The 24837-nt window shown below is 65.2% G+C and carries 21 protein-coding genes and 1 pseudogene; 6 read left to right on the plus strand and 16 right to left on the minus strand.

Annotated features, from left to right (window positions below; all coding sequences use genetic code 11):
* Positions 1 to 41: 41 nt before the first annotated feature.
* From ACPFL9_RS16290 to ACPFL9_RS16335, 10 genes are all read right to left on the minus strand, one after another.
* Positions 42 to 1541, minus strand: coding sequence for a dynamin family protein (locus tag ACPFL9_RS16290; protein ID WP_426003894.1), 1500 nt, complete (start codon positions 1539 to 1541; stop codon positions 42 to 44).
* Entirely contained in the window at positions 1538 to 3397 is a 1860-nt protein-coding gene (locus tag ACPFL9_RS16295) for a dynamin family protein (protein WP_426007597.1), read from the minus strand. The genes ACPFL9_RS16290 and ACPFL9_RS16295 overlap by 4 nt, the downstream gene beginning before the upstream one ends.
* A gap of 148 nt (positions 3398 to 3545) precedes the next feature.
* Entirely contained in the window at positions 3546 to 4832 is a 1287-nt protein-coding gene (locus tag ACPFL9_RS16300) for an IniB N-terminal domain-containing protein (RefSeq protein ID WP_426003896.1), read from the minus strand.
* A 126-nt stretch (positions 4833 to 4958) separates the two neighbouring features.
* On the minus strand, positions 4959 to 7013 hold the full coding sequence (locus ACPFL9_RS16305) for a LuxR C-terminal-related transcriptional regulator (protein WP_426003897.1): 2055 nt from the start codon (positions 7011 to 7013) through the stop codon (positions 4959 to 4961).
* A 2-nt stretch (positions 7014 to 7015) separates the two neighbouring features.
* A complete protein-coding gene (locus tag ACPFL9_RS16310; RefSeq protein ID WP_426003899.1) occupies positions 7016 to 9145 on the minus strand; it encodes an Hsp70 family protein in 2130 nt (709 codons plus the stop codon).
* A gap of 157 nt (positions 9146 to 9302) precedes the next feature.
* The gene (gene ccsB / locus ACPFL9_RS16315; RefSeq protein ID WP_426003901.1) at positions 9303 to 10370 is read right to left on the minus strand and encodes a c-type cytochrome biogenesis protein CcsB; all 1068 of its coding nucleotides are present in this window, start codon (positions 10368 to 10370) and stop codon (positions 9303 to 9305) included.
* On the minus strand, positions 10370 to 12079 hold the full coding sequence (gene resB / locus ACPFL9_RS16320) for a cytochrome c biogenesis protein ResB (RefSeq protein WP_426003902.1): 1710 nt from the start codon (positions 12077 to 12079) through the stop codon (positions 10370 to 10372). The genes ccsB and resB overlap by 1 nt, the downstream gene beginning before the upstream one ends.
* Complete coding sequence (locus ACPFL9_RS16325; RefSeq protein WP_426003903.1) at positions 12079 to 12834, minus strand: cytochrome c biogenesis CcdA family protein; 756 nt, start codon at positions 12832 to 12834, stop codon at positions 12079 to 12081. The genes resB and ACPFL9_RS16325 overlap by 1 nt, the downstream gene beginning before the upstream one ends.
* A 6-nt stretch (positions 12835 to 12840) precedes the next feature.
* Positions 12841 to 13446: a TlpA family protein disulfide reductase gene (locus ACPFL9_RS16330; RefSeq protein ID WP_426003904.1), complete on the minus strand. Its 606-nt coding sequence runs from the start codon at positions 13444 to 13446 to the stop codon at positions 12841 to 12843.
* Between the two features lie 9 nt (positions 13447 to 13455).
* The gene (locus ACPFL9_RS16335; RefSeq protein ID WP_426003905.1) at positions 13456 to 14121 is read right to left on the minus strand and encodes a histidine phosphatase family protein; all 666 of its coding nucleotides are present in this window, start codon (positions 14119 to 14121) and stop codon (positions 13456 to 13458) included.
* A 199-nt stretch (positions 14122 to 14320) separates the two neighbouring features.
* Between ACPFL9_RS16335 and ACPFL9_RS16340 the strand changes: the two genes are divergently transcribed.
* The 3 genes from ACPFL9_RS16340 (at position 14321) to ACPFL9_RS16350 (ending at position 16863) form a co-directional block, all read left to right on the plus strand.
* Positions 14321 to 14872, plus strand: a complete 552-nt coding sequence (locus ACPFL9_RS16340) for a YceI family protein (RefSeq protein WP_426007598.1) — start codon at positions 14321 to 14323, stop codon at positions 14870 to 14872.
* 180 nt (positions 14873 to 15052) lie between these two features.
* Entirely contained in the window at positions 15053 to 15766 is a 714-nt protein-coding gene (locus tag ACPFL9_RS16345; protein ID WP_426003906.1) for a hypothetical protein, read from the plus strand.
* 284 nt (positions 15767 to 16050) lie between these two features.
* A complete protein-coding gene (locus tag ACPFL9_RS16350; RefSeq protein ID WP_426003907.1) occupies positions 16051 to 16863 on the plus strand; it encodes a hypothetical protein in 813 nt (270 codons plus the stop codon).
* 32 nt (positions 16864 to 16895) lie between these two features.
* Here ACPFL9_RS16350 and ACPFL9_RS16355 read toward each other — a convergent pair whose 3' ends face one another.
* Both ACPFL9_RS16355 and ACPFL9_RS16360 read right to left on the minus strand, forming a co-directional pair.
* Positions 16896 to 17603, minus strand: a complete 708-nt coding sequence (locus ACPFL9_RS16355) for a redox-sensing transcriptional repressor Rex (RefSeq protein WP_426003908.1) — start codon at positions 17601 to 17603, stop codon at positions 16896 to 16898.
* Positions 17604 to 17676: 73 nt separating this feature from the next.
* The gene (locus ACPFL9_RS16360; protein ID WP_426003909.1) at positions 17677 to 17931 is read right to left on the minus strand and encodes a glutaredoxin family protein; all 255 of its coding nucleotides are present in this window, start codon (positions 17929 to 17931) and stop codon (positions 17677 to 17679) included.
* A gap of 100 nt (positions 17932 to 18031) precedes the next feature.
* Here ACPFL9_RS16360 and ACPFL9_RS16365 point away from each other — a divergent pair, with 100 nt between their 5' ends.
* From ACPFL9_RS16365 to ACPFL9_RS16375, 3 genes and pseudogenes are all read left to right on the plus strand, one after another.
* A complete protein-coding gene (locus tag ACPFL9_RS16365) occupies positions 18032 to 18847 on the plus strand; it encodes an HAD family hydrolase (protein WP_426003910.1) in 816 nt (271 codons plus the stop codon).
* Positions 18848 to 19064: 217 nt separating this feature from the next.
* Positions 19065 to 20329 (plus strand): annotated as a pseudogene (locus tag ACPFL9_RS16370) (IS110 family transposase).
* 161 nt (positions 20330 to 20490) lie between these two features.
* Positions 20491 to 21468 carry a DUF559 domain-containing protein gene (locus ACPFL9_RS16375; protein ID WP_426003911.1) on the plus strand — a complete coding sequence of 326 codons (978 nt, stop codon included), beginning with the start codon at positions 20491 to 20493 and terminating at the stop codon, positions 21466 to 21468.
* Between the two features lie 167 nt (positions 21469 to 21635).
* Here the strand turns inward: ACPFL9_RS16375 and ACPFL9_RS16380 are convergent, their stop codons facing one another.
* From ACPFL9_RS16380 to ACPFL9_RS16395, 4 genes are all read right to left on the minus strand, one after another.
* The gene (locus tag ACPFL9_RS16380; protein WP_003792170.1) at positions 21636 to 21734 is read right to left on the minus strand and encodes a 30S ribosomal protein bS22; all 99 of its coding nucleotides are present in this window, start codon (positions 21732 to 21734) and stop codon (positions 21636 to 21638) included.
* Between the two features lie 173 nt (positions 21735 to 21907).
* A complete protein-coding gene (locus ACPFL9_RS16385; protein ID WP_426003913.1) occupies positions 21908 to 22120 on the minus strand; it encodes a helix-turn-helix domain-containing protein in 213 nt (70 codons plus the stop codon).
* Between the two features lie 152 nt (positions 22121 to 22272).
* On the minus strand, positions 22273 to 23403 hold the full coding sequence (locus ACPFL9_RS16390) for a 3-deoxy-7-phosphoheptulonate synthase (protein WP_426003914.1): 1131 nt from the start codon (positions 23401 to 23403) through the stop codon (positions 22273 to 22275).
* A 220-nt stretch (positions 23404 to 23623) separates the two neighbouring features.
* Positions 23624 to 24631: an acetylxylan esterase gene (locus ACPFL9_RS16395; protein ID WP_426003916.1), complete on the minus strand. Its 1008-nt coding sequence runs from the start codon at positions 24629 to 24631 to the stop codon at positions 23624 to 23626.
* Between the last annotated feature and the right edge of the window lie 206 nt (positions 24632 to 24837).

Raw genomic sequence — 24837 nt, forward strand, 5'->3', positions numbered from 1 at the left:
TGGGTCCGGGGGGCCAGGGAGGGCGGATAGGTGCGGGTCGGTCAGCGGCCGGCCGGGATGCCCGCCAACATCCCCTCACAGCTGCGCTGAACCACGCGGCAGGCTTCGACGGCGGCCGGTTGCATCAGGGGATTGTCCGCCAGGGCACGCCACCTGTTCAGGCAGGAACGTGCAGCATCGCTGATCTCCTCAAGACTGCTGTCCGGGGGCAATCCCAGCCTGACCGCGGGCAGGTCGCCGTGACCACCCACCACACGCTCTGCCTCCTCGCTCTGCCGAAGGTCCAGGGGCACGCTGCCGGTCCGGAGTGCGGCCAGGAGCTTCAGTTCGCGGAATTCGTGGGCGCCGGACCGGACCCGTTCGAGTGCGGTCGCCAGCGGCTCTGCGCTCCCGGCAGGTGCGGTGCGGAGCAATGCTTCCAAACCCACGACGGCGGCACGCGCCTTGAGCGCCCCGGCCCGGCTCTGGAAGAGATGGTCCACGCTGTCCAGCAGGTGTCCCAGCCCGCTGCGCCGGGCGAGTTCGTGTGCCAAGGGGGTGGGCGCGTCGATGCCGCCCCGGATCAGTGCCGCGCCGAGCCGGATGCCGAAGAGTCCGAAGCGGTTGACCAGCGATTCCCGGGTCGCCGTGTCCAGCTGCCCGGCGCCATCGGAGCCTGCGGTTCCCGTCCCCCGGATGAAGCGGTCGGCGGACAGCAGGAGGCGTTCGCGCTGGTCCCTGTCCATGGTGGCCACAGCGAGCAGGGCATCGAAGTCTGCCTGCCGCATGGTCCGGGCACTCTGGGCCAGGAGGCCCGCGACAGGAACAACTCCCAGTGCCAGGGATTTCACGTCCGGGTCCTGGCTGTACCGTTCTGAAATGACAGCTGCGGAGATCAAGGAGTCGATCCTGCCGGCACCCACTTCGTCGGCCCTGGACAGGACAGCCAGCGCGTTGACTGTTCCGGACTGCCCGGCGGCGGTGTCCCGGAAGGATTCCAGGAACCCCAGGTCCGCTGCATGCATGTGGCGCATCAGATAGATCACCGCGTCTGCTGCGGACGGCGCGTCCTGTGGGAGGAGGAAGGCGGTGGACCTGCCGGAAACATCCGTGGAAAGGGAAGCGATGCCCGGGGTGTCAATGAGCGTCAGGTCCTTCAGGCCCGGCGCCGGCCACTCCACCACCAAGCGCTCCACGTCCTCAGCCGGCGTACCATCCAGCGGAAAGACAAGGCGTCCATCCTCGCGCGTCACAGGTACGTTCCTGGGGCCTCCGGCCAACGAGCCTCCGGCCAACGGGTGCAGCGTCACCCGGGGCGTCGCGCCGTAGCGGTACCACGTGACGATCCGGGTGCATTCTCCGGCGTCCGTCGGAGCGATCTCCTCGCCGATGATGGCGTTGAGCAGGGTGGACTTCCCGGCCTTGACCATCCCTGCGACCGCTATGCGGAGTGGCCCTTCCCAACGCTGCCGGAGCTCGTCCACCACGGCGAGCGCCGCTGCGTCATGACCGAACACCTCCCGCGCCTGCCGGAGGAGGTCGGGTATTCCGGAGTCGGTCATTCGGCCGGCACGGCGGCTGGACGGATGTGCTGTTGTGCCGTCACGGATCCGGGCGCGTCCATCAACCGGCGCGAGGCGGCGTGCAGGGAATCCACGGCGCGGAGCCTGGTACGGATGTCCTTGATCCTGGAATCCCGTTCGGCGGCGTAGGTGGCCGCTGCCTTCTGTGCCGCTGCCACGGATTCGGACAGGGAGCGGGCGTGTTCCTCCGCAATGTCGGTGAAATGGTCCCGGGTGGCCCGTTGTACCAGGCGCAGCCGGTCCTTGAGTTGCTTGCCCACCTGGAAGATGACGTCGTCAACCTGTTTCCGGACCAGGATCTTGGCCTCGGTCTGCCGCTGTTTGAGCCGGGCTGCCTTGTCTTCCCGGTATGCCTTGCGGCCCAGCATGAGCCCGGCACCCACGGACAGTGGGTTGATCAGGGCCATGCCGAAGATTCCGGTCAGCAGACCGAACATGAGGACCCCGCCGTAGGAACCCCGCATCCCGATGAGGACCTTCTGCAACGGTCCCAGCTTTCCGTCGTCCAGGCCCTGGATGTCCGCGACCGGGTCCAGCACACCACCGGTGTCCGAAACCTGGAGGGCGGGGAGGGCAACTTCGTCTTCGGAGAAGTGCTCCGCTACCTGCCCGGCCAGCCATTGGGCCCTTTCGCTGGTCCAGACGAAGGTGTCCGACACGGCTGCGGCCGTGCTTTGCTCAAGCCACCTGGCGAACTGGTCCCAGGCGGGCCCGGGATCGCCTTGGTCAATCGCGGTCTCGGCTTCACGTTGGATGCGTCGCATCCTGTCGCGCAAATCGTATTCCATGTCCGCTATGAGATCGGTGATGCCGTCATTGAGGGTGATCTGCCACCGCGCCGATTTTTTGCGGAGGGAGTCTGCGTCTTCCTTTGCTGCTTGCAGGCCGGCGATCATGTGCGGGGTACCGGCGGGGTTTTCCAGGGCTTCCAGCTCCGACTGGAGGGCCAGCCGGAGGTGGTCGGTAACGGAGACCAGATCGTGGCCCACGGATTTGCGCCGGAGTGCGGTGGCTTGTCCCACGATGTCGTTCCGCAGGCAGGACACCAGGGCAGGGAATCCGGATTCGTCGTTGAGCTCCTGGTCCTGCAGGCGTGCGGCCTGCAGGCGGAGCTCGGAGGACACGGGGAACAGGGGGATGTCGGGTCCAACGCCGGCCAGGTGCCGGCGGTCCAGGTCCTCGATGTGCCGCCAGCTGGGGTACAGGTCCGTTTTGGTCAGGACGCACAGCACGTTGGGGCTGACACGCATGGCCTGGCGCAGGAAGCGAAGCTCGGGTTCGGTGTACTCCTGGGAGGCGTCGGACACGAACACCATGGCGTGGGCTGATGGCAGGGCTGTCAGGGTGGTCAGGGTATGACTGGATCCCAGGCCCCCGACTCCCGGGGAATCGACCATGGTCAGCCCTCCGGTGAGAAGCTTCCGGGGCAGCGCCACTTCCGCCGCCACGATGTTCCGTGCGTTGCCGGGATTTCCCTTTTCGGACACGTAGTCGGCCAGTTCCTCCAGCCTGACCACCCGGCGTTCCAGGCGGCGTTCGCCACCCTCGTCCTCCGCTTCACGGTTGCGGTTGCCTTCGGCCACCAGGACTAACGCCGACGCCGGATCCCCCTGCCGTACCACCGTCGGCACGGTGGTGGCTACGTCGTCGTCCACAGGGCAGACCGGTGCATTGACAAGGGCGTTGATGAGCTGGCTCTTGCCTTGCTTGAACTCCCCCACCACGATCACGCGGACGCTGGGATCGGCCAGGCGGGCGAGGGTGTTCTCCAGTCTGCGGCGCAGGTCGCTCCGGTCCCCTACCAGCGCCATGCCTTGTTCCACCAAGATGGCCATGCTTGTCTTTTCCGCCACGCTCTGTCCTTGCCTTCCTGCCTGTCCGGGTGGTGGGGGCCACGAAGTGCCCGGCAGGGGATGGATCACCTGCCGGGCACTCCCGGGGCCTTAGCGTTTAGAGGGCGCTGCGCCTGATGGAACTGCGCTGTTAGTCGATCTCCACCTCGTTCTTGGCGATGACGTTTGAATGGTCGATGTCGTTGTATTCGACGTCGAGTTCGTTGTCGGCCACCACCACGTTGTCCTCCACGTTGGTGTATTCCACGTCGATGTCGTCGATCGTGACCGAGTTGTCTTCCTTGTACTCGAGTTCGTTGTCCTGGACCACGATGGAGTCGTTGATGACCTGGACGTCGTCCACTTCCACGTTGGTGGAGTGGTCGTCCCGGTAATCGACCGTGACCTCGTTGTCCTTGATGATCGTGGAGTCCTCGATGTTGGTGTACTCCACGTCCACGTCGCCAACTTCCAGGTTGTTGGAGTGGTCGTCGTTGTACGAGTCCTCGTTGTAGGAGTCCGTGTTGTGGATGTTCGTGTGCGAGTTGTCCGTGTGCGTCGAGTGGTCGTCGTTGAACGAATCCTCGATGTCCACGTCCAGGTCAAGGTCCACATCGGTGTTGTAGGAGTCCTTGGTGACCGAGTTGTCCTCGTACGTGTTTCCAATGGAGATGTCGTTGTTGCCGCGGGCGTCCACCGTGACCGAGTTGTCCTCGGAGTTGTCCACCGAGTTGTCGGTATTGTTCGAATCCCTGACATCGGCGTCGTCGCCGGCAGCTACTGCGCCGTCACCGGAGGCGACCACGGCATCCTGGTTGAAGAACTGGGTCACGTCTCCGTCGGCCCAGATGTTCTGGTTCACGGATTGGTCGGTGATCGTGTCCCGGTCGTCAATGGTGGTGGTGTACGAGTAGTTGTTGACCACGTGCACCAGCTGCTGGACTGCATGGGCGTGGTCGTCCCAGTCGCCGCCGCCGTGACCGCCGCCATGGCCACCGTCATGATCGTCATCGTGGTCGTCGTGGCCGTCCCAACCGCCGCCGCCGTGACCGCCGTCGTGATCGTCATCATGGTCCCCCCAACCGCCGCCGTGGCCACCATCATGATCGTCATCGTGGTCGTCGTGGCCGTCCCAACCGCCGCCGCCGTGGCCGCCGCCGCCGTAACCGCCGTCGTCGTCATTGTCACGGCCGCCCCAACCACCGGTGGAACCGTGGTTTCCGCCGGTGTTGTATTCGCGGTCGAACGAGGAACGGGCATTGATGGGCGCGTAGTCCAGCACGACCGGCCGGACTGCGTCCACGTCAGCGGAGGAGACGTCCCGGAGCCCTGCGGCAGCCAAGGCGGCTTCCGGGTCCCGGACGAATTCCTCGGCGGCTTCGGGATCGTTGAACAGGCTCATCAGGAACTGCACGAGCTGTTGTGCGAGTGTAGGCATTGGATGCTCCCTCAAATTCTGTGGTTGGTGGTTGCCGCCCGGCGCCTTTGCCGGGCTTGGAACCAACGTATTGAGGTGGGGGTGGGCGGGGCATCGGGTGTGGTCCCCCTACCCGCACCCCGGGCGTTAGGGGATTCGCGGGGGACCAAGAGGGGGTTCAGGGGGATGTTCCCGGTCCGGGTACCCCTCCGCAAGGGCAATCCGGAGCCTGGAGAGCAGTTCGGAACGGCTTTCTGCCCCCAGTCGCCGCCGCATCCGGGCCACATGGTGCTCAGCGGTGCGGTGGGAAATGTAGATCGCCTCCCCGATTTCCCGGTAGGTCTTGCCCTCCAGCAGCAGCCGGGCAACCTCCCGCTCCCGGGCGCTGAGCCCAGCAGCGTCGGCCCGGGTCTCCGGGGGCGGGTCCGTTGCCGCTACCTGTTGCGGTATTCCCGGTGCGTTGCCGCCGGAAGCCGGCGGGTGGATGTCCCGGGCACAGGCGAGCAGCTTGACCATGTCGCGCCGCTCGTCGGCGTGCGCGGCGGCGTGGCCTGCCAGCCGGGCACCCTCCCAGGGCATCCCCACGGCGGCAAGACCACGGGCCGCTGCCTCGACATCGGAGGCTTCGAAGCGCCCGGCCAGCACGGATACCCAGGCCCGGCCGCCCCTGGCGAGCACTGAAGCCAAGTGGCTGTGCTCCGATGCACGCACCAGGGCTGCCGCGTGGGGCGCGAGTCCGGCCGGGTCTTCCGCCAGCAACGCCGCTTCCACCCCTGCCCAGTGCACCGGCACGGCCCACAGCGGCGGGTTGCCAAGGCGTTCCAGGAGTTCCGGGACAGCGGACAGGTAGTGCGCAGCTTTGGGCGTCTCCCGCAGGCGCGCCGCCGAGATCATCAGTTCACCCCACGGCAACAGATTGAACAGGTCCACGGACACGTGCATCATCGCCTCGCGTGCGCGGTCCCAGGCCACCACCAGTTCGTGGACGTCACCGCCACGACGGGCCAGCCCCACGTCCAGGGCAGCATGCAGGAACGCGTCCCTGGGCGGGAGGTTCCACGGGTTCGCTTTGAGGGCCTCGTTGATTGCCAGCCGTGCTTCGTCGGCGTTGTCGCGGTGCATCAGGGACCAGGCCAGGAGCAGGAAGTGCCGGGGTCTTGCCGGGTCGCCGCCTTGCCCGGCCGTCAACGCCGATCTCAGGATGGTTTCAGCAAGCGCGGGCTCGCCGCCGTGCAGCGCGCACAACGCAGCGAGGGCGGCAGGGGTCTCCGGCATGGGAATCACGGTCCCGGCCGCATTCATCATGTCCGAGGCGCGGATGAGGTCCGGCAAACCCAGTTGAGGTTCGGGGCCTAGTGTTTGCCGCAGCCCCTGCCCCGTCAGCGACAAGGAGACCGCCAGCAGGGTCGGTGAGCCGGACATCCGGTTGGCGTCAAGGACGGCTTCGGCCATGGCCAGGTCGCCGGAGCCGGCCAGCGCAACGGCAGCCAATGGAGCCGAGGAACCAAGACGTTCTTTGCCCAGCCAGCTGTAGGTGTCGGCGCCCCGGGCCAGCATCCCGCGCTGCGACCATACGGACGCGGCCACGTCTACGCCCAGCAGCAGCCCGGGCGGATCCGGCATGGCCAGCAGCCGGTCCACCAGCCGGCCTGCGGTGTCCAGCTCGCCGATCGCCGCCGCGGCCTGGGCGCGCTGTGCGGCCTTGTCCAATTCATCGGCCCCGGCAAGGAGGGCCTCGGCAAACAGGTCAGCTGCCAGCCGCGGGTCCGTATCAACCACGACGGCGGCAGCCCGCTCGAGTTCGGCCGCCACCCTGGCGTCGTGCAAACCACCGCGGGCCAGTTCCCGGGCCAGATCAGTGAACGGCAGTCCGGCGGACAGTACTTTGTCCACCAGCTCCCGTTGAAGGGCGTGCAGATGGGCGTCCGGTGTGCCGGTCAGGAGAGCGTGCTGAACCGTGCCCACCACCCTGCCGTCCTCGGAAAGGAGCCCGCTCTCCTTCGCCGTTTCGATGATGACGCCCAGGTCCTTCCTCGATTCGAGGGTGGCCGGCAGTGGCCCCGGCAGCGTAAACCCGGCTGACAGTGCCAGCAACAGTTCCCTGACAGATGCCGTGGTGCCGCTCAACCCGGCCGCCAGCATCTGGAGGTCCGGCTGGGCTCCGGCCGCGGTGGAATCGGCTCCGGCGTGCGCCCTGCCCATGCCTACGCTCCGGGGGTCAGCGCGGGATCCGGACCGGGACTGCTTTCAGTGATGGTGGGAGCGGGGTCCGGCACGGGGTCCTGGGTGGCCGGCGGTTCAGGGGCGGGCGCTGGTGGTTCTGTTGCCGGCGGTGTGGTTGGCCCGGTGGGCGGCGGGGTCACAGGGTCCGTGACCACAGGTGGCGTGGTGGGGTCGTTGACCACGGGAGGCGTGGTGGGCACGGTCGGGGTGGTCGGGTCCGGAGTAGGACCGCTTGCGGCTCCGCCTGGCGTTGTGGGAGTGGTCCCGGGATCCGGCGCCGGCGTCCCCGTGCCCGGGGTGGTTCCGCCCGTTCCGTCCGTCGCTGTTCCTCCGGTGCCCGCGCCCGTTCCGGCGCCCGTACCGGTCCCTGTTCCGCTGCCGGTGGTGGTTCCAGCAGGTCCCGCTGCGCTTCCGGCGCCGGCAGCCGTACCTGTACCGGAGCCCGCGGACCCCGCCCCGGAACCTGAGGTACCTTGCCGGGTAGGGGTTTGGGGCCGGGTGGCGCCCGTCCGCGCCGCTCCGCTGCGCGCGCTGGCCTCCAATCCCGACGCCGGCCGTCCGGTCGCCGGGACAGAGTCCGTCCCACCGGCGGGTGCTTGGGCGGCTTGCTGGCCGCCTGCAGGAGTGCCGCCGTCGCGAATGACATCCGCAGCCTGCGCCCCGAACACCGACGCCAGCAAGCCGCTTCCGTCCGGGCTCTGCGCGGCCGTGGCAGTGGCCACCGTCAGGACCGTGGCGGCCGCCGCAGCCGCGGCCGTCATCTTCACCCGTGACCGCGGCGCGTGCCGTCCGGCAGCCGGGTGGGTCCGGTGGCCCGGGGCGTGCGCCCGGGCAAAAAGGTGCTGCGCGGTGCCCCCTACCGGGAACTCCGATCGCTTTGTTTCCTGTGTTCCGCGGGCCTGTACAGCCGCAGCGACCGGACCAGCCGCCGTCGGGCTTTCCTCCTGACTGGAGGCGGCACCAAGGCCCAGGGCGCCGGCCACCGCTGCCGCGGCACCGAGGCAGATGGAAGACTTGGGATCGGCGTCGACGGCGATCGGCCGGCCCAGCCCTGCCGAGATCAGTTCCGCCACGAGCGGGATGCGCGAGGAGCCGCCGATCAACAGCACGGCACTCAGGTCCTCAGGTGCCAGCCCCATGCGCTCCAGGCTTCCCTCAAGGGCCTCCACGGTGCTGCGGACCGGTGCCTCGATCAGGTCCTCGAACTCGGACCGCACAATACGGATGGACTGCTGCGTCCCCGGCAGAGACACTGAGATGGTTGCTTCATTGTCTGCGGAGAGCGCTTCCTTGGCCTCACGGCATTCACGGCGCAGCCTGGACAACCCGGCCAATGTTTCCGGCGCTTCGGGGTCAAGCGCGGCCACTGTCCCGCCCAGGTAATCAACCACATGACGCACAACGGCGGCGTCGAAGTCGGCGCCGCCCAGGGTTTCGATGCCGTCCGGATCGCCAAGAAGCCGGAAATCGCCGGCCGCCACCTTGCGAAGGATCGCGGTGTCGAACGTCCCGCCGCCCAGGTCGTAGACCGCGATCGTGCTGCCGTCCTCCACACGCGTCTGGGAAGCGTAGTGCAGGGCGGCGGCCTCGGGTTCGCTGATCAGGGTGACTTCCGGGAGGCCGGCTTGCGCAAGGGCCTCGCGCACCACGGCGGTGCGGTGTCCGCCCCAGGACGCAGGATGGGTCAGGACGAGGGCGGACGCCGGACCACCCTCGCGCTCCTCCGCCCGGTTCACCACCCAGCGGGCCATGTGGGCGAAAACCTCTTCCGGAGCCAGCCACGAATCCCCTGCCGCGATGGGTACGGAGTCGCCGATGCGGCGCTTGAACTCGCGCACCATCCGTGCGGGGTCATCAAGGCCCCGGCGCTCGGCGGCCTCGCCCACCAGGACCCGACCGTCCTCTGCGAAATACACTACCGAGGGCACGGCATTGCTGTGCAGTCCCAAGGGCAGGATGGCGGGCCTTGGAGCGGCACCTGAGGCGGAGGGCTCCGTTGGTCCAACCCGTTCAACGGGCTTCATCAAGGCTGCTGCGGTGAAACTTGTCCCGACGTCAATGGCGAGAACGTAGCTCATGGTTACCTCGAAAAAGAACACGGCATAGCGCATGCGGTCTTCATCACAAGCGGGTTCCCAACAAGTTAGCACTTGCCTTGGGCGCGCAAAAGGCTCAATTACTGAATCGGCCGACGCCGGTCAGGGCGGCATGACGGGCCAGCCTGGCCCGGTCCGGACAGAAGCCCTGTTCAGGGCCGGGATGCGCGGCTCAGAGGCCGGAGTAGGAGTGCAGTCCGTTGAAGACCGTGTTCACCAGCGTGAAGTTGATGATGACGCAGGCGTAGCCCACAATGGACAGCCATGCCGCACGGGTTCCGGTCCAACCACGGGTGGCGCGGGCGTGGAGGTAGCCGGCGTAGACCACCCAGATCACGAACGTCCACACTTCCTTGGGGTCCCAGCCCCAGAAACGGCCCCAGGCTTTCTCTGCCCAGATGGCGCCGAACATCAGCGTAAAGGTCCAACCGACGAACGCCACCGTGTTGATCCGGTAGGAGAGGTTCTCCAGGCTGAGCGCGCTGGGCACGAGCCGCATGAAGCCCAGGGTGTCGGCGCGGCCGGCGGCCAGGTTCTTCTGCCGGTAGGACTGCACAAGCTGCAGCGCGGACATGGCGAACGTCAGCGTGAACAGCGCCGAAGCCAGGACAGCGATCGAGACGTGGATGATGAGCCAGTAGCTCTGGAGCGCAGGAACCAGATGGCCCACGGGGGTCCAGAACGCCACCGAGGCGGCCACCAGCATGATGATGGCCAAGCCAACGATGAACGTGCCCAGGAATCGCAGGTCGCGGCGGATCAAGGCGATCAGGAACACTGCCACAGCCACAAAGGCGCCCGTGGTGAGGAACTCGTACATGTTGCCCCAGGGCACGCGGCCGGCGCCCAGGGCACGGGTCACCACGCCGGCGCCATGGATCAGCACGCCCAGGACAGTCAGCGCCACACCCACGCGGGCAGGCACGCGGCGCTCGGCCGCGTACTTCATGTCGCCTGCCGCCGTGGATTCCTCCAAGGAGATGCCCGACGCCGGACGCCCGGCCCGGTCAGCCGGCCCGCCGTCGTCGTGAGTTCCGGCTGTTGCACCGGCGCTGCCGGCCGCCACGGCCACCTTCGTGGCAGCCGACGAGGCGGCCGCCTTCAGGTCCACTGCCCGCAGGGTCTTGCTGCTCCTGGCCAGGTCCCACGCAAAGGCGATGAAGGCCACGGTGTACGTTCCGGCCGCGAGCAGCATGAACAGCTCGCTGTACTGGCCCAGGGTTTCGTTGATGACGGGCATTACTGGTCCTTCGAGGTTGTGGAAGAGACTGTATTGGAGGCATTGGTGGTATCGGTGGAAACCTGCCACTCACGGGCAAAGAGCTCACGCAGTGCTGCGGCTTCACCGGTGAGGCGGTGGTCTTCACCGCGCGCCAGGAGGCCGTACTCCACCATGGTGCGGCCGTCCTGGTGGGTTCCGGTGCGGACCCAGACGCGGCGGCGGCCGATGTAGAGCGAAGTCACCAGGCCGGCCACTGCAAGCAGGCCGAAAATCAGGGCATAAAGCTGGCCCGGGTTGTGGTGGATGTCCACGCCCACGTACTTCTTGACCCCGTCAAAGGTGATGCTTCCCTTGCCGTCGGGCAGGTCTTTGGTCATGCCCGGTGCCAGCGTAATGCCCCCGGCTTCCAGGTCCCGCCCGTTGAGTTGCTGGAGATCGGAGACATCGAGTTCGAAGACGTTCTGCGGCACACCCTTGTCCAGGCCCAGATCCCCGTAGTAGGAGTTCAGGCTTAGCTGCGGGTTGAACAATTCCGGGCTCGCGCTGAAGGACACGCCGTCGTCCGTGACATAGGCCGTGGGAAGGAAGAAGCCCACAAAGCCCAGCTGCTCGGGCCGGCCGTCCGGAACCTTGATCACCACGGACGAGTAGTAGTTGTCGCCCTGCAGCTTGGCAACCACCGGGCCCTGGAAGGCAACGTTTCCGCTGCCGTCACGGACCGTCACCACGGGGGCGTAGCCATTACCGGTCAGGTAGACACTGGTACCGCCCAGGCTCACGGGCTCGTTGACCTTGAGGACTTCCTTCTGCTCCGGTGCGTCCGGGGAATCCTTGGTGGTCACATCAGCGGTGAAGTCGATGGGCTGGCCGATCTTGCCCGCCGATTCGCGGTCGAACTGTGCCTCGAACTTATCCAGCCGGATGGAGTAGGGCTGCAGCCAGCTGCTCTGGAAGTTGGTGCCTGGAGTGAATTGGTCGTAGCCCACCAGGGTATTGACGAACGTGTCGCCCTCAACCAGGATGCGCTGGCCGCTGTAGCCGAAGAGGCCGCCAATGGCCACGGAGACCAGCACGCCGATCAGGGAGGTGTGGAAGACCAGGTTTCCAACTTCCTTCATGAATCCCCGCTCGGCACCCAGGTTCGGCAGGTCGCCGTCGGCGTCCCTTACCTCAACGCGGTAGCCGCGCTTCCTGAGCAGCCCGGCGGCGTCATGGATGGCCTTCGACGCCGGGATCCCGGCGTCGGCGGGCAGCACCAGGGTGCCGTACTCCGGAAGCCGGGACAGGCGCTTGGGCGTGCGGGGCGGCTGCGACTTCATCGCCTTGTAGTGGGCGATCGCACGCGGCGTGACACAGCCGATCAGCGAGATGAACAGCAGGAGGTAGATGGCCGAGAACCACGCCGAAGAATAGACGTCGTACAACTGGAGCGCATCCAGGAGTTCGCCGTAAGACGGATTGTCCTTGATGTACTGCGTCACCACCGACGGGTTGGCAGGCCGCTGCGGGAAGAGCGAACCGGGGACCGCAGCGATGGCAAGGAGAAGCAGCAGGAACAGCGCAGTGCGCATGCTGGTCAGCTGCGTCCAGGCCCAGCGGATCATGCCCTTGACACCGAGCGCGGGCAGGGCGGCGTCGGACTTGGCCTGCTGGAGCTTGTCCCCACCCTCGGACGGGGCTTCGCCGGCGGTTGGCGATTTCTTCTTGGCTTTCACGGACTCGCTCATCAGATCGGCAACTTCACGTCGGTTTGGAACCAGTACTGCAACTCGGTCACCCACATGCCCCACACACCGGTGGCCATCAGGATGCCGAGCAAAACCAAAATGCCTCCGCCGGTCCGCTGGATTGCCAGGCGGTGCTTCCGGAAGAAGGCCATCACACCCATGCCGCGGCGGACCGCCAAGGCGATCAGCAGGAACGGGATGCCCAGGCCAAGGCTGTAGATGAACGCCAGCAGGGCGCCTTTGGCCGCCGACGAACCGCCGGAGAGGCTGAGCAGCTGCACGGCGGAGTAGGTGGGACCGATGCAGGGCGCCCAGCCGAGCCCGAACGTCAGCCCCAGCAGGGGCGCACCCCACAGGCCGGCCGGCGGCTTCGCGTGGATCTTCGCATCGCGCTGCAACCACGAGAACCCACCCATGAACACCACGCCCATCAGAATCACCAAGAGGCCCAGAATCTGGGTGATCCACGCGTTCTGGCGGCCGGTCACGAGTGTCCCCAGCTGGCCGAACGCGCCGCCCAGCAGGACAAAGATCACCGAGAAGCCCAGGACGAACAGGCCGATTCCGGCCAGCATGCGGCCGCGCCGCTGGCGCTGGAGGTCGACGCCGGTCAGTCCTGTCACGTAGCCCAGGTAGCCCGGGACGAGCGGCAGCACACAGGGCGACAGGAACGAGACAAGCCCGGCCAGCAGCGCCACGGGCACGGCCAGGAGCAAGGACCCGTTGAGGATCGTCTCGGCGAAGGGACTGTTCATGGTTGGCTACTCGGCTGCCGCGGTGGTGATGAGCGCTTTCAAAGTGCTCTTCTCGATCTCGCCGAGCACGCGGGATGCCACCCTGCCCTCCTTGTCCAGGACCAGCGTGGTGGGCACGGCGCCTGGAGGCACGATCCCGGACACGGAGAGCAACACGGCTCCGTCCTGGTCATTGAAGCTGGGGTAGGTGATGTTGAAGGTCTTGTCGAAAGCTTCTGCCGTGGCTTTCTCGTCCCGGAGGTTCACGCCGAAGAACTGCACGCCCTGGTCCTTGAACTCCTGGTGGAGGGCCTCCAGCTGAGGGGCTTCGACACGGCAGGGCGCACACGCGGCGAACCAGAAATTCAGCACGGTGACTTTGCCGACGATGTCTTCCGGCTTGACGGAGGAGCCGTTGAACAGGGTGCCTTGGAGCTGCACGGGGGCGCTGCGGTCGGCCTTGGCGAACTCGGTCACGGAGCCATCGCCGGCCACGTAGTTCTTGTTGTCGCCGGCGCGTGCCTGGTCGGCCAGGGAGTCCTTTTGGGCACAGGCGGACAGACCCATGGTGAGCCCTGCAAGGAGTACTCCGCCGGCAGACAGGACACCGCGGCGGGAGGGGTTGTTATCCATGATTCGCTTTCACGCTCCGGGGGTGCTGGCGGCACCGGGAAGCAGGACGGCAGCCGGCTCGCTGTAGTCGACGCGGACGATCCTGCCGCGATCATCCAGGACCAGTGACGTCAAGGACGTCAGGGTGCACTCGCGTTTGCGGGGATCATGCGCAAGCCTGCGCCCCTCGGCCGTGAGGCGCGTGGTCCAGATGGGCAACTGGTGGCTGACCATGATGGCCTCGGCCCCGTCTCCCCCTGCTTCGATCGCTGCGAGCCTGGCATCCTCCACCGCGGCCAGCATTCGCGCGGCCTGGTCTTTGTAGGCTTCTCCCCACGATGGCCGCATGGGGTTCCGGAAGTAGAACCAGTGCTTGGGCTTCAGGAATTCACTGCGGGTGGGGTGCAGCCCCTCGAAGTGGTTCTCGGCCTCGATGATGCGGGGCTCGGTGTGGATTTCAAGCCCCAGGGCTTCGGCCGTAGGCATAGCGGTTTCCTGCGCGCGCGTCAGGGGCGACGCCACGAGATGGACGATATTGGACCCTTGGCGGGCTCGTTCGGCGAAGTGGTTGGCGAGCATGCGGGCCATCTCCCGACCCCGCTCGGAGAGGTGGAACTCGGGCAGCCGGCCATACAGGACGCCATCGGGATTATGAACCTCGCCATGGCGAAGCAGATGGACAGTTGCTTGGGGCATGTTTACCAGTTTCTCAAAGATACGTAGCGATCTGAAATCTTCTACCGAGAGTAGAACTCAAAGATTTCCCAAAAAGTTCCGTCACGTTGGAATAAAAGATGCATATGCATGTTTATACTGGATACGAACCTCGGTTGACGCTTCAAGTAATCACCCGGGGTAGCACCGGAACCTTCCACTAAGAGGAGCAACAAGCATGATGACCCTTCCCGCCAACGTCACCACCGGCACCTGGACCCTGGACAACTCGCACAGCGAAATCGCCTTCACCGTGCGCCACGCCGGCATCAGCAAGGTCCGTGGCCAGTTCAAGGAAGCCGAGGCAACCCTCGAGGTCGGCGAGACCCTCACCGACTCCAAGGTCACCGCCTCCATCCAGACCGCCAGCTTCGACTCCGGAGACGCCAACCGTGACGGCCACGTCAAGGGCGAGGACTTCTTCGACGTGGAGAAGTTCCCGGAGATCACCTTCGTCTCCCGCCACGTCAAGGCAAACGGCGACGGCTTCGACCTTGTGGGCGATCTCACCATCAAGGGTGTCACCAAGGAAGTTGCCATCGAGACCGAATTCAATGGCGTGGCCGTGGACCCCTTCGGCAACACCCGCGCCGGCGTCTCCGGCGAAACCACCATTAGCCGCAAGGAGTTCGGCCTTACCTGGAACGCCGTCCTCGAGGCCGGCGGCGTGCTGGTCAGCGACAAGGTTGTCATCAATCTCGAACTCGCCTTCATCGCACCGGCTGCTGCCTGAGTTCCCGGCAACCCCTGCCTGAACGGCGCCCCTTTTGGCTTCGGCCCGGGGCGCCGTTCTGCTTTAAGCCGGCTTTGGCTGGCGGCTCTCCCGGGTGCACCGGTCCGGCCCCGCGCAAGTTGCCTCCAGTACCCGCCGGATTGCCTATGTTTACTGCACCCTGCGGTCTAAAGTGATGCCATGAGTACCCCGGATGAAACACCACAGCCACAGCAGCCCGGCGCCCAGCCTCCGCAGCCCGGCAATGTTCCGCCTGCGGGTTACCAGCCCCCGCAAGGCTACCAACCGCCCCAGGGCTACCAGCCCCCGTCCCCGCCCGGCCAGCACCAGCAACCGGGTGCCTACAACCAGCCCGGCCAGCAGGGTGGCGGGTACCAGCAACCTGGCCAGTCCGGCGGCTTCCATTTTGAAATGCCCACGGACGGTCCCAGGAACTTCAACGATGTCCTGCCGCAGGGAGGCTTCTCCGGGCTCTTCAAGACCCAGGGACTTCCCACGGAACTGAAGGTCTCCTACTTCATCTGGGTGATCTCGGGGCTTCTCGGCCTGTTGTTCGGGTTGATCGGATTCTTCGCCCTCATTGCTGCCTTCGCCTTCGCGCCAGGGCTCGCCGCAATCGGCCTGGTCCTGCTCCTCATCAGCCTCGCCGTGGCTGTGGCGCAGGTAATCCTGGCCATGAAAATGAAGGAAGGAAAGGAATGGGCCCGTTTGGCCCTGACCGTCATCGCAGGAATCTCCCTGCTCCTTGCCATCTTCGGTGCGGCCAACCTCGGCGCAGCAGGCTCCGGACTGGGCAGCAACCTGTTCGGCTTCCTCGTCAGCGCCGTGGCCGTCGTCCTCATGTGGCTGCCCAACTCGCAGCTGTGGTTCAAGGCGGTCAAGGGCACCGCCTGAACTATTCGACGGCAGGTGCGCTGCCGCCGTCGTGCATTCATCCGCATGCGTGGTTCGCACCGAAACAGTGCCGGGAGCCGCGGCTGGTCCACTGGACCGGCCGCGGCTTTCATCATCAAGGAGTACGCCCGCGTGATGATTTGCGGTGCTCAGGGGCGAAATCCAGCGTGTGATTCTCCCCCGCGCCGGACCGTGGAGGTACGGTGGAACCAGAACCACGCTGGGGGCAGGGTTTTGCTTTTCCCGGCAGAGGTACCAGCAGTCCACCCAAGCAAAGGAATGCCATGAGCAACCCTCCATACCCGCCGTCCAACCCCGGCGATTCCCAGCCTGAGCAGCAGGGCTCCCAGCCGTCCACTCCCCAGTATGGACAGACGCCCCAGTACGGACAGCAGGCACCGCAGTCCGGACAGCCTTCGGCTCCCCAGTACGGGCAGCAGGCGCCCCAGTATGGGCAACAGGCCCCGCAGTACGGACAGCAATCGCCCCAGTACGGGCAACAGGCTCCGCAGTACGGACAGCAATCGCCGTATGGCCAGCAGTCCTCCCCCTACGGCCAGCAGGCGCCCCAGTACGGCCAGGACACCAACTGGCCCAGCCAGCAGCCCGGGCCCAGCAGTGTTCCCCAGTTGGTCAACACCGCTTTCTGGATGATCATTGCCGCCGGCGTCCTCTCCGCCATCAGCTCCTTGGTCCTGGCCTTCTCCGGCGCGCAGCCGATGATTGACCTGATGGTTGCCGAGGCCGAACGGCAGGGACAGGAATTCCCGCCGGAGGCCTTCGAGGGCATGCAGGGCCTCTTTGCCGTCAGCGGCGTCATCGGAGCCATCATCTCCCTGGGTCTTTACGCACTGGTCGCCTTCCCGGTCCGCAAGGGCAAGAACTGGGCCCGCATCCTGGGCACCGTCTTCGCTGCGATTTCCGTCTTCGGCCTGACCAGCGTGTTTACCCTCGGTCCCACCTACGGCTTCCTCCAGCTGGTGGTGATCCTGCTGGGAGTTGCGGCCATTGTCCTGCTGTACCTGCCGGCGTCGGCTCCGTACTTCCGGAAGCAGCAAGCGTTCGGCAACCCGTACCAGAACCCCTACGGCCGCTAAAGAATCACGCACAGGGCGCGGACCCGGTAAAGCTACACAGCTTGGCCCGGTGTCTGCGCCCTTTGTGCGTGGTAAGCCAGGATCTGGAGTTCGGTGGCCATATCCACCTTGCGGAGATTCACGTGGGGCGGAACCTGGAGGAGGACCGGGGCGAAACTGAGGATGCTGCGGATGCCGGCAGCGATGACCCGGTCGCATACTTCCTGCGCCACCGTGGCCGGCAGTGCCAGGACCACCATGTTGGTATGGGTGCGTTCCAGGACGCGTTCCAGTTCAGCGGAGTCGCTCACGCGCAGCCACCCTACCTCGTTGCCGATCACCATGGGGTCGGCGTCAAAGATTGCAACAACGTCAAAGCCACGGGATTCGAACCCCCCGTACCGCGCCAGCGCCTTGCCCAGGTTTCCGGCGCCGACGATCGCCACTTTCCAGTCATGGGTCAGTCCGAGCGCGGCGGCAATATGGCGGCTCAGGTATTGGACCTCATAGCCCACGCCCCGGGTCCCGTAGGAGCCCACGTAGGAGAGGTCCTTCCTGAGCGTCGATGAACTGACGCCGGATGCCTCGGCCAGCGCCTCCGAGGAGACACGCTCCACGCCCTCGGCCAGCAACGAATTGAGCGCGCGCAAATAGAGGGTCATCCGGGCCACGGCCGCGGGCGGGATCTGCTTTGCCGCAGGTTCGTTGTCTCCGGTTGTAGCTCCCGGGGACGGTTCCAGCGCAGTCACGGTGTTCTCCATTGCGTCGCTTGTTGTTCCACTCTATGGCTCATTGCCGGGCTCAACCAAAGCGGCCGCATGCAACCTAGCAGGCTCAGGCTTCCATGACTTTCCTGATGGTGCGCTCCAACCGTTGCTCGTCGATCTTCCAGAAGTCGCGCTGCACGCCGTTGACCAAAACCACCGGGATCTCCTCGGCGAACCGGTCCCGGAGGTCGGGGTCGCCGTCGATCCCGCGCTCGGTCCATTCGATCCCCAAGGCGGCCGTAACACGCCCGACGGCGGCACGCGCCTCAGTGCACAGGTGGCAGTCAGCTTTGGTGAGGAGAACGATGTCGGGAGCAGCCATGACTCCACATTAACCCCGTCTCCTCTCTCACATCCCACCCCCGGTATCGCCTTCTGTGTGCCCTCAGCGCAGGACACCGGCAATTGACTAGACTCGAGGCATGCCCGAGGAGAAGAACGCCGCTGTCGCCGCGACTGCCCGAGCACAGTTGCACACCGGCGAAGCTGCCTTCTTCGACGTCGACAATACGTTGATGAAGGGCGCCAGCCTCTTCCACGTTGCGCGCAAAATGTACGAACGCAAGGCTTTCACGCTGTCACAGGCGGCGGGGTTTGCCTGGAAGCAATTCAAGTTTGTCCTGCGGGGCGAGAACATGGACGATGTCCACGCGGTTCGCGATTCCGCCTTGACGCTCGCGGCAGGGATCACGGTCGATGACATCAAGGCCCTTGGCGAAGAGGTCTACGACGAGATGATCGAGTCCAGGATTTGGCCGGGCACCAAAGCCTTGGCGGAGCAACATCTTCGGGTGGGCCGGCCGGTATGGCTGGTGACGGCAACGCCCATCGAAGTTGCCACGGTCATCTCCACCAGGCTGGGTTTGACCGGCGCTCTGGGAACGGTGGGCGAGATCGAAGGTGGCATGTACACCGGGCGGCTCGTCGGCGACATCCTGCACGGCCCCGCCAAAGCCGTCGCGGTCCAACTGGTGGCTGAGCAGGAAGGTCTGGATCTGGACCACTGCTGGGCTTACAGCGACTCCGCCAACGACATCCCCCTCCTCACCATGGTGGGCCACCCCGTCGTCATTAACCCCGACTCACGCCTGCGCAGGCACGCCCGGGAGAACAACTGGCCTGTGTATGACTTCCGTTCAGGTCGCCGGGCGGCAACCCTCGGCCTCAAGGCCGCTACAGTCGGCGGGGCCATCTACGGCTTATGGCGGGGATTCAGCCGCTTCCGCACCCCGCGCTGACCCTCTCTCACCAAAACCCCCACCCACCCCAACCCTCGTTACCTTTTTCGTAGCCCGTTTCCTGGTGCAGGATGTGGGTGTGCTGGCCTGCTGGTCCCGGCATGATTTCAATCCTCTGTCGATCGATGATCTTGAGAGTGTTGTCACCGGGATTGGCAGGTGCCGGGGAGATCGCTAATAGGGGCAGGACAGTTCGGGAACGTCGTGCGTAACGTGGATGCCGGGCCCTGACACCGCGGACAGGCCAGCACAGGCAGCTGACTACGACCGGAGGTGCCGAGGGTGATCGAGAATCATGAAATTGCTGACGTGTTCGTCGGGCTGGATGTTGGCAAAGGCGTCCATCACGCCGTTGCGTTGGACCAGGCCGGGAAGAAACTGCTGGATAAGGCCCTGCCCAATGACGAAGCAAAGATCCGGGAAATCCTTGCCGGGTTGGAGGGCAAGGGACGGGTCCTGTTGGTGGTGGACCAGCCCGCAACGATCGGGGCGTTGCCGGTAGCGGTTGCCCAGGCTGCCGGTGTCCTGATCGGGTATCTGCCGGGGCTGGCAATGCGGCGGATCGCGGACCTGCATCCCGGAGAAGCGAAGACCGACGCGCGGGACGCGTTCATTATCGCTGAGGCGGCCAGGACCATGCCTCACGCCCTGCGCTCGGTCCGGTTGGCCGATGAACAACTCGCGGAATTGAGCATGCTCTGCGGCTTCGATGATGATCTGGCCAAGCAGGCTACGGCTACTTCGAACCGGATCCGCGGGTTGTTGAACCAGATCCACCCTGCTCTGGAACGGGTGTTGGGACCCTACATGGCCCATCCTGCAGTGCTGGACCTGCTGCGGATCTGGCCGACCCCTGAAGCGCTCCGTCACGCCGGCCGGCGCCGGATCGGGAACCGGCTGACCAAACTCGCCCCACGGCTGGGCGAACGCCTGGCAGATGAGATCATCGATGCCCTGGACCAGCAAACAGTTGTTGTCGTGGGCACGAACGCTGCGACCATCGTCCTGCCGCAGCTCGCGGCGATGCTCTCCGGGCTTCATAAATCCCGGATGACCGTCTACGCCCAGGTTGAAGCCCTTGTGGAGGCCCACCCTCTTCACCGGGTCCTGATGTCGCTGCCGGCCGTGGGCATCAGGACCGCTGCACGAATCCTCACCGAAGTCGCCGGGAAAGATTTCCCTACCGCCGCGCACCTGGCCTCATACGCCGGTCTGGCACCGGTGACCTGGCGCTCGGGATCCTCCATCCGGGGCGAGCACGCTTCCAGAAAAGGCAACAAAGTCCTCAAACGCACTCTGTTCCTCTCCGCCTTCGCCGCCCTCCACGACCCACCCTCCCGGGCCTACTACGAACGCAAACGCGCCGAAGGCAAACGCCACAACCAGGCCATCATCGCCCTCGCACGACGACGCTGCGACACCCTCTACGCCATGCTCCGCGACAGCACCCTCTACCAACCAAAACACCCATCAACAGCTTGACGAAAAACATAGGGGCACTCTCACCAAAACCCCCACCAGCGCCGACCCTCTCTCACCAAAACCCCCACCAGCGCCGCCCCTCTCTCACCCCTTCATGGTTGGCGGCAGCAGCCTGTGGATAACTTCTGCACGCATCGGCCTTCCTGGGAAACAATGCCGGTATGCAAAAACCGTCGCCCCTTCCTACCCTGCTGACTTCTGCTCCCTTCACCCTCAAAGAGGCGCGAGCTGCGGGCCTGGAACAAAGGCAGCTCAGGAAAGAGGCCACTATCGAGGGTGTCAGTCAAGGGATCTATCGTCCCGCCGACTGGGACTTCAACCTGGCGGCTGCGGCACGGTCGCTCTCTGCCGCGAGTCCTGGTGCTTGGATATCCCATGTAACTGCTGCCCGACTTCATGGCCTCTGGCTTCCTCCTTGGCTTGCCGATTCCAATGAACTGCACCTCAGCAAGCCGCGAAGTCTGCCGTCCGTCCGAAGACGTGGCATCATCGGACACACGCTGGTCCTGGACAAGTCCGAGATCGAGTTCACGCAGGGCATGTGGATGAGCACCCGCTCCAGGACATGGCTGGACTTGGCACGCCAACTGCCGTTGAAGGACCTTGTCTGCATCGGCGATCAGCTCATTCGGGTCCCACGACCGGAATTTGAGGGCCGGAGCGTCCCCTTCGCCTCAATCCCCGAATTACGAACCATGGTGTCCCGGCACAAGAATCTCCAGGGAGTGGTCCGCGCGCGGGAAGCGTTGAACCTTCTGCGCGTCGGTGCCGACTCGGCGCCGGAGTCCATGCTCCGTCTCGCCATGCTCCGTCTCGCCATGCTCGACGCCGGACTTGCCGAACCCGAGTTGCAGATACGCCTCCGCGATGACGACCCTTTCTCTCCGTCAGCGGACCTTGGCTTCCGTGCCCGGCGCCTGGCAATTCAGTACGACGGCGGCCATCACCTCGAGGAGGAACAGTACTTCAGCGATCGACGGCGGGACAAAGCCTTTGCGGCGGCCGGTTGGACGGTTCTCATCTTTGGAAAAGAGGATCTGGCAGATGGGTTTGCAAAGGCAATCTCGAAAATCAAGAAGGCCCTGAGGAACAGCTGGATCGACCCAGCCGTCGCGTCGGGATTCCGCGACGATCGGTGAGAGAGCGTCTCGACAAACCGCACCATCGGTGAGAGAGCGTCCCGACAAACCGCACGATCGGTGAGAGAGCGTCCCGACAAACCGGACGATCGGTGAGAGAGCGTCCCGGGTGCAAAAATGCCCGCCGCCTGGACAGGCAACGGGCATTCACGCTTGGCGAAGTATCTCTACTTCTTATTGCGGCGCTGGTGGCGGGTCTTGCGAAGCAGCTTACGGTGCTTCTTCTTGGCCATACGCTTGCGGCGCTTCTTGATAACTGAACCCACGAAAGTTCCTTACAAACTAGATGAAGGTCCTGTCTGTTGGAACGGATCCGCGGACTAAGCAGCAGACAGTACAACTGACAGATTCTTACAATGACGTAAAACGTTCCTTAACAGGGTACCGCTTCAAAGAGGCACCCTGTGACCACGGCCCACGGAGCGGGCCATGGGAGGCCTCAGGCGGTCTCCGTCTGCCCGTCCACCACGGCACCTTTGAGGTACTGGGCCACGGCCTCTTCCGGAACCCGGAAGGAACGGCCAAACCTGACGGCGGGCATTTCCCCTGAGTGGACCAGGCGGTACACGGTCATTTTGGAAACACGCAAGACGTCGGCCACTTCAGCCACCGTCATGAAACGTGCCTTCGAGAAGTTAGTCTCTGCGGACATTTCCCATATTCCTTTGCTCTCAGACAGTAAGACACCCCCAGAAAGAACGGTGTGCCGATGCTGAGCCATCAAACAACCATGTGCTGGATACTCTAGTGGCTGATGGGGCCAATGTGAAAGCACTTCCAGGAAAGTGGGACCGCACTCCCCGCTTATTCCCCGACTGCCAACCGACGTTTCCGGGCCGAGGCAGCCAACTGCTCCAGGACGGAAGCCGTGACGTCCCACTCCATGCAGGCGTCCGTAACACTCTGCCCGTACACCAGTTCCTGCTCCCCCGCGAGCTGCTTTGCCACATCCAGGTTTTGGGCACCGCCCACCAAGAAGCTCTCCAGCATCACACCGGCAATGGGAGAGGACGCCCCGGCTTCGAGCTGCGCGCCGATCTCCAGTGCAACTTCCGCCTGGCGGTGGTGGCTCTTTCCGCTGTTGGCGTGGCTGGCATCCACGATCAGGCGCGGATTGAGTCCCTTCGCGGCGAGCTTGGATGAGGCCGCCGCCACGTCAGCGGCAGAGTAGTTCGGCCCCTTGCGTCCGCCGCGGAGGATCACGTGGGTATCCGGGTTGCCGGCGGTGGCCACCAAAGCCGCCCGGCCGTCGTCGTCGATTCCCAGGAAGGCCTGCTCAGCGGCAGAGGCGCCGCACGCATCAATGGCCACCTGCAGGTCGCCATCGGTTCCGTTCTTGAAGCCGATGGGCATGGACAGGCCCGAGGCGAGCTGGCGGTGGATCTGGCTCTCGGTGGTGCGGGCGCCGATCGCTCCCCAGGAGACGAGGTCCGCCATGTACTGCGGGCTGATGGGTTCCAGGAACTCCGTGGCGGTGGGCAACCCCAGGGCGGTGACCTGCTTGAGGAAGCCGCGGGCCGCGCGCAGTCCGGCGGCGATGTCGTGGCTGCCGTCCAGGTGCGGATCGTTGATGAGGCCCTTCCAGCCAACCGTGGTGCGCGGCTTTTCGAAGTACGTCCGCATGACGATGAGCAGGTCTTGCTTGTGCTTCTCGGCCTGGCTGACCAAGCGGCGGGCGTATTCCAGGCCGGCCTTGGGATCGTGGATGGAGCACGGACCCACGATCACCAGGAGGCGGTCGTCCACGCCGTCCATGATGGCGCGGACCTGATCACGGCCACGGTCGACGACGGCTGCTGAGCGGGCGTCCAGCGGCAACTCAGCGATGAGGTCCTGGGGTGCCGGAAGCGGCTCGAACCGGGCGACGCGGAGATTGGAGGTTGCGGGCTGGGCGTTGTCCGAGGTCAACGAAGATTCAGGGGCGATGCTGGTCATGTTCTGGGTCCTGTCCGGGAAACGGAGCGGGCCCCTTTTCAGAACCCGCCGGATATGGCGAAGGGCAGAGAATCATCTCTGCCCTGTTGGCTCTGAAGGAAAGTTGGATGCGTGTCAGTTAGACGCGGGCCCCTCCAGAGCCAACGAAAAATACGCATACCAACGCTTAGTCATAGCCACACCATAACCGCGCAGGTTCACACCCGCCAAATCGTGTCCGTCAGGATGACAATATTTTGCGCAGGAACTGCAGCTGCGCGATCCAGTGGTGTTCCTGGCCGCCCTCGTGGTTGTTGAAGCGGTACACCTCAATGTCCTTCCCAGGGGATCCGCCCGAAGCACCGTAGTTGTTGTAGCTGGCAAACACGGTAGAAGGCGGGCAGATATCGTCCATCTGGGCGGCGGAGAACAGCGCCGGGACAGTGGCCAAACGCCCAAGGTGCACCCCGTCAAAGTAGTTCAGCACGGCCAGCGTGGACTCGTACCGGTCCCGGTGCCGCCCGAGGAACGAGGCGATTTCCGGGTAGGGCCCGCGGGGTGCGATGTCGATCGCCCGCGGGAAGTCCTGCAGGAAGGGGACGTCGGGCAGGGCGGCGATCACGCCGTCGAGCCTTCCGGCCGCCAGCCCGGCAGCGGCCACGGTGATGCCGCCGCCCTGGCTGACGCCGGTCAGGACCACTTTGGAAGGGTCGACGGCGGGATGGTGCTGTGCCGCTTCCACCGCACGGAAGGCGTCGGTATAGACGCGTCGGTAGTAGTACTCATCCTGGTGGGCGGACCCGCGGGTCATGAGCCCGGCATAGTTGACGCCCCCGGCGGACGGGTGCGGATCCGGAGTATCACCGGACACGCCACCGTATCCCTGGCCGCGGGTGTCCATGATGAAGTGCGCATAGCCGGCCTGCGCCCAGCGGGTGTTCTGGTTCACCAGCCCGCGGCCACCGGAGTAGCCGATGTACTCCACCACTACCGGAAGGCGCTCCCCGGCCTCAAGGTGTGCCGGCACGTGCAACCATCCCTTGATCCGGTCGCCGCCGAAGCCGGAGAAGGTGACATCGAAGGTATCGATGACGCTGAGGTAGTTCTCCACCGGTTCGAAAACGGCGTCGAGCGGGATGTCGCGCGCTTCGGCGATGGTCCGGTCCCAAAAGGTGTCGAGGTCAGCGGGCGGGACCGCACTGGAGGTGTAATTGCGGAGCTGTTCCAAGGGAAGGTCGAAGAGTGGCATGGTCCGTTCCAGGGAGAGAAGAGGTGTGACGATAGGCGGAGCTTGAGGACATCCTATGTCATAAAGGAGTGGCGCTTGTCACAGACCCTTAATCTAAGGACAACGCGGCGCGGGCGGAACCAGGCTCGACTTGAATCGTTACATTCCGGACCGTCCGCGCTACACTGTCACTGAAACGCGGAAAGCGCTTGCCCAAGGAAGTGCCA

Origin of the sequence: Paenarthrobacter sp. NyZ202 (assembly GCF_049860755.1) — a bacterium.
Classification (GTDB): domain Bacteria; phylum Actinomycetota; class Actinomycetes; order Actinomycetales; family Micrococcaceae; genus Arthrobacter.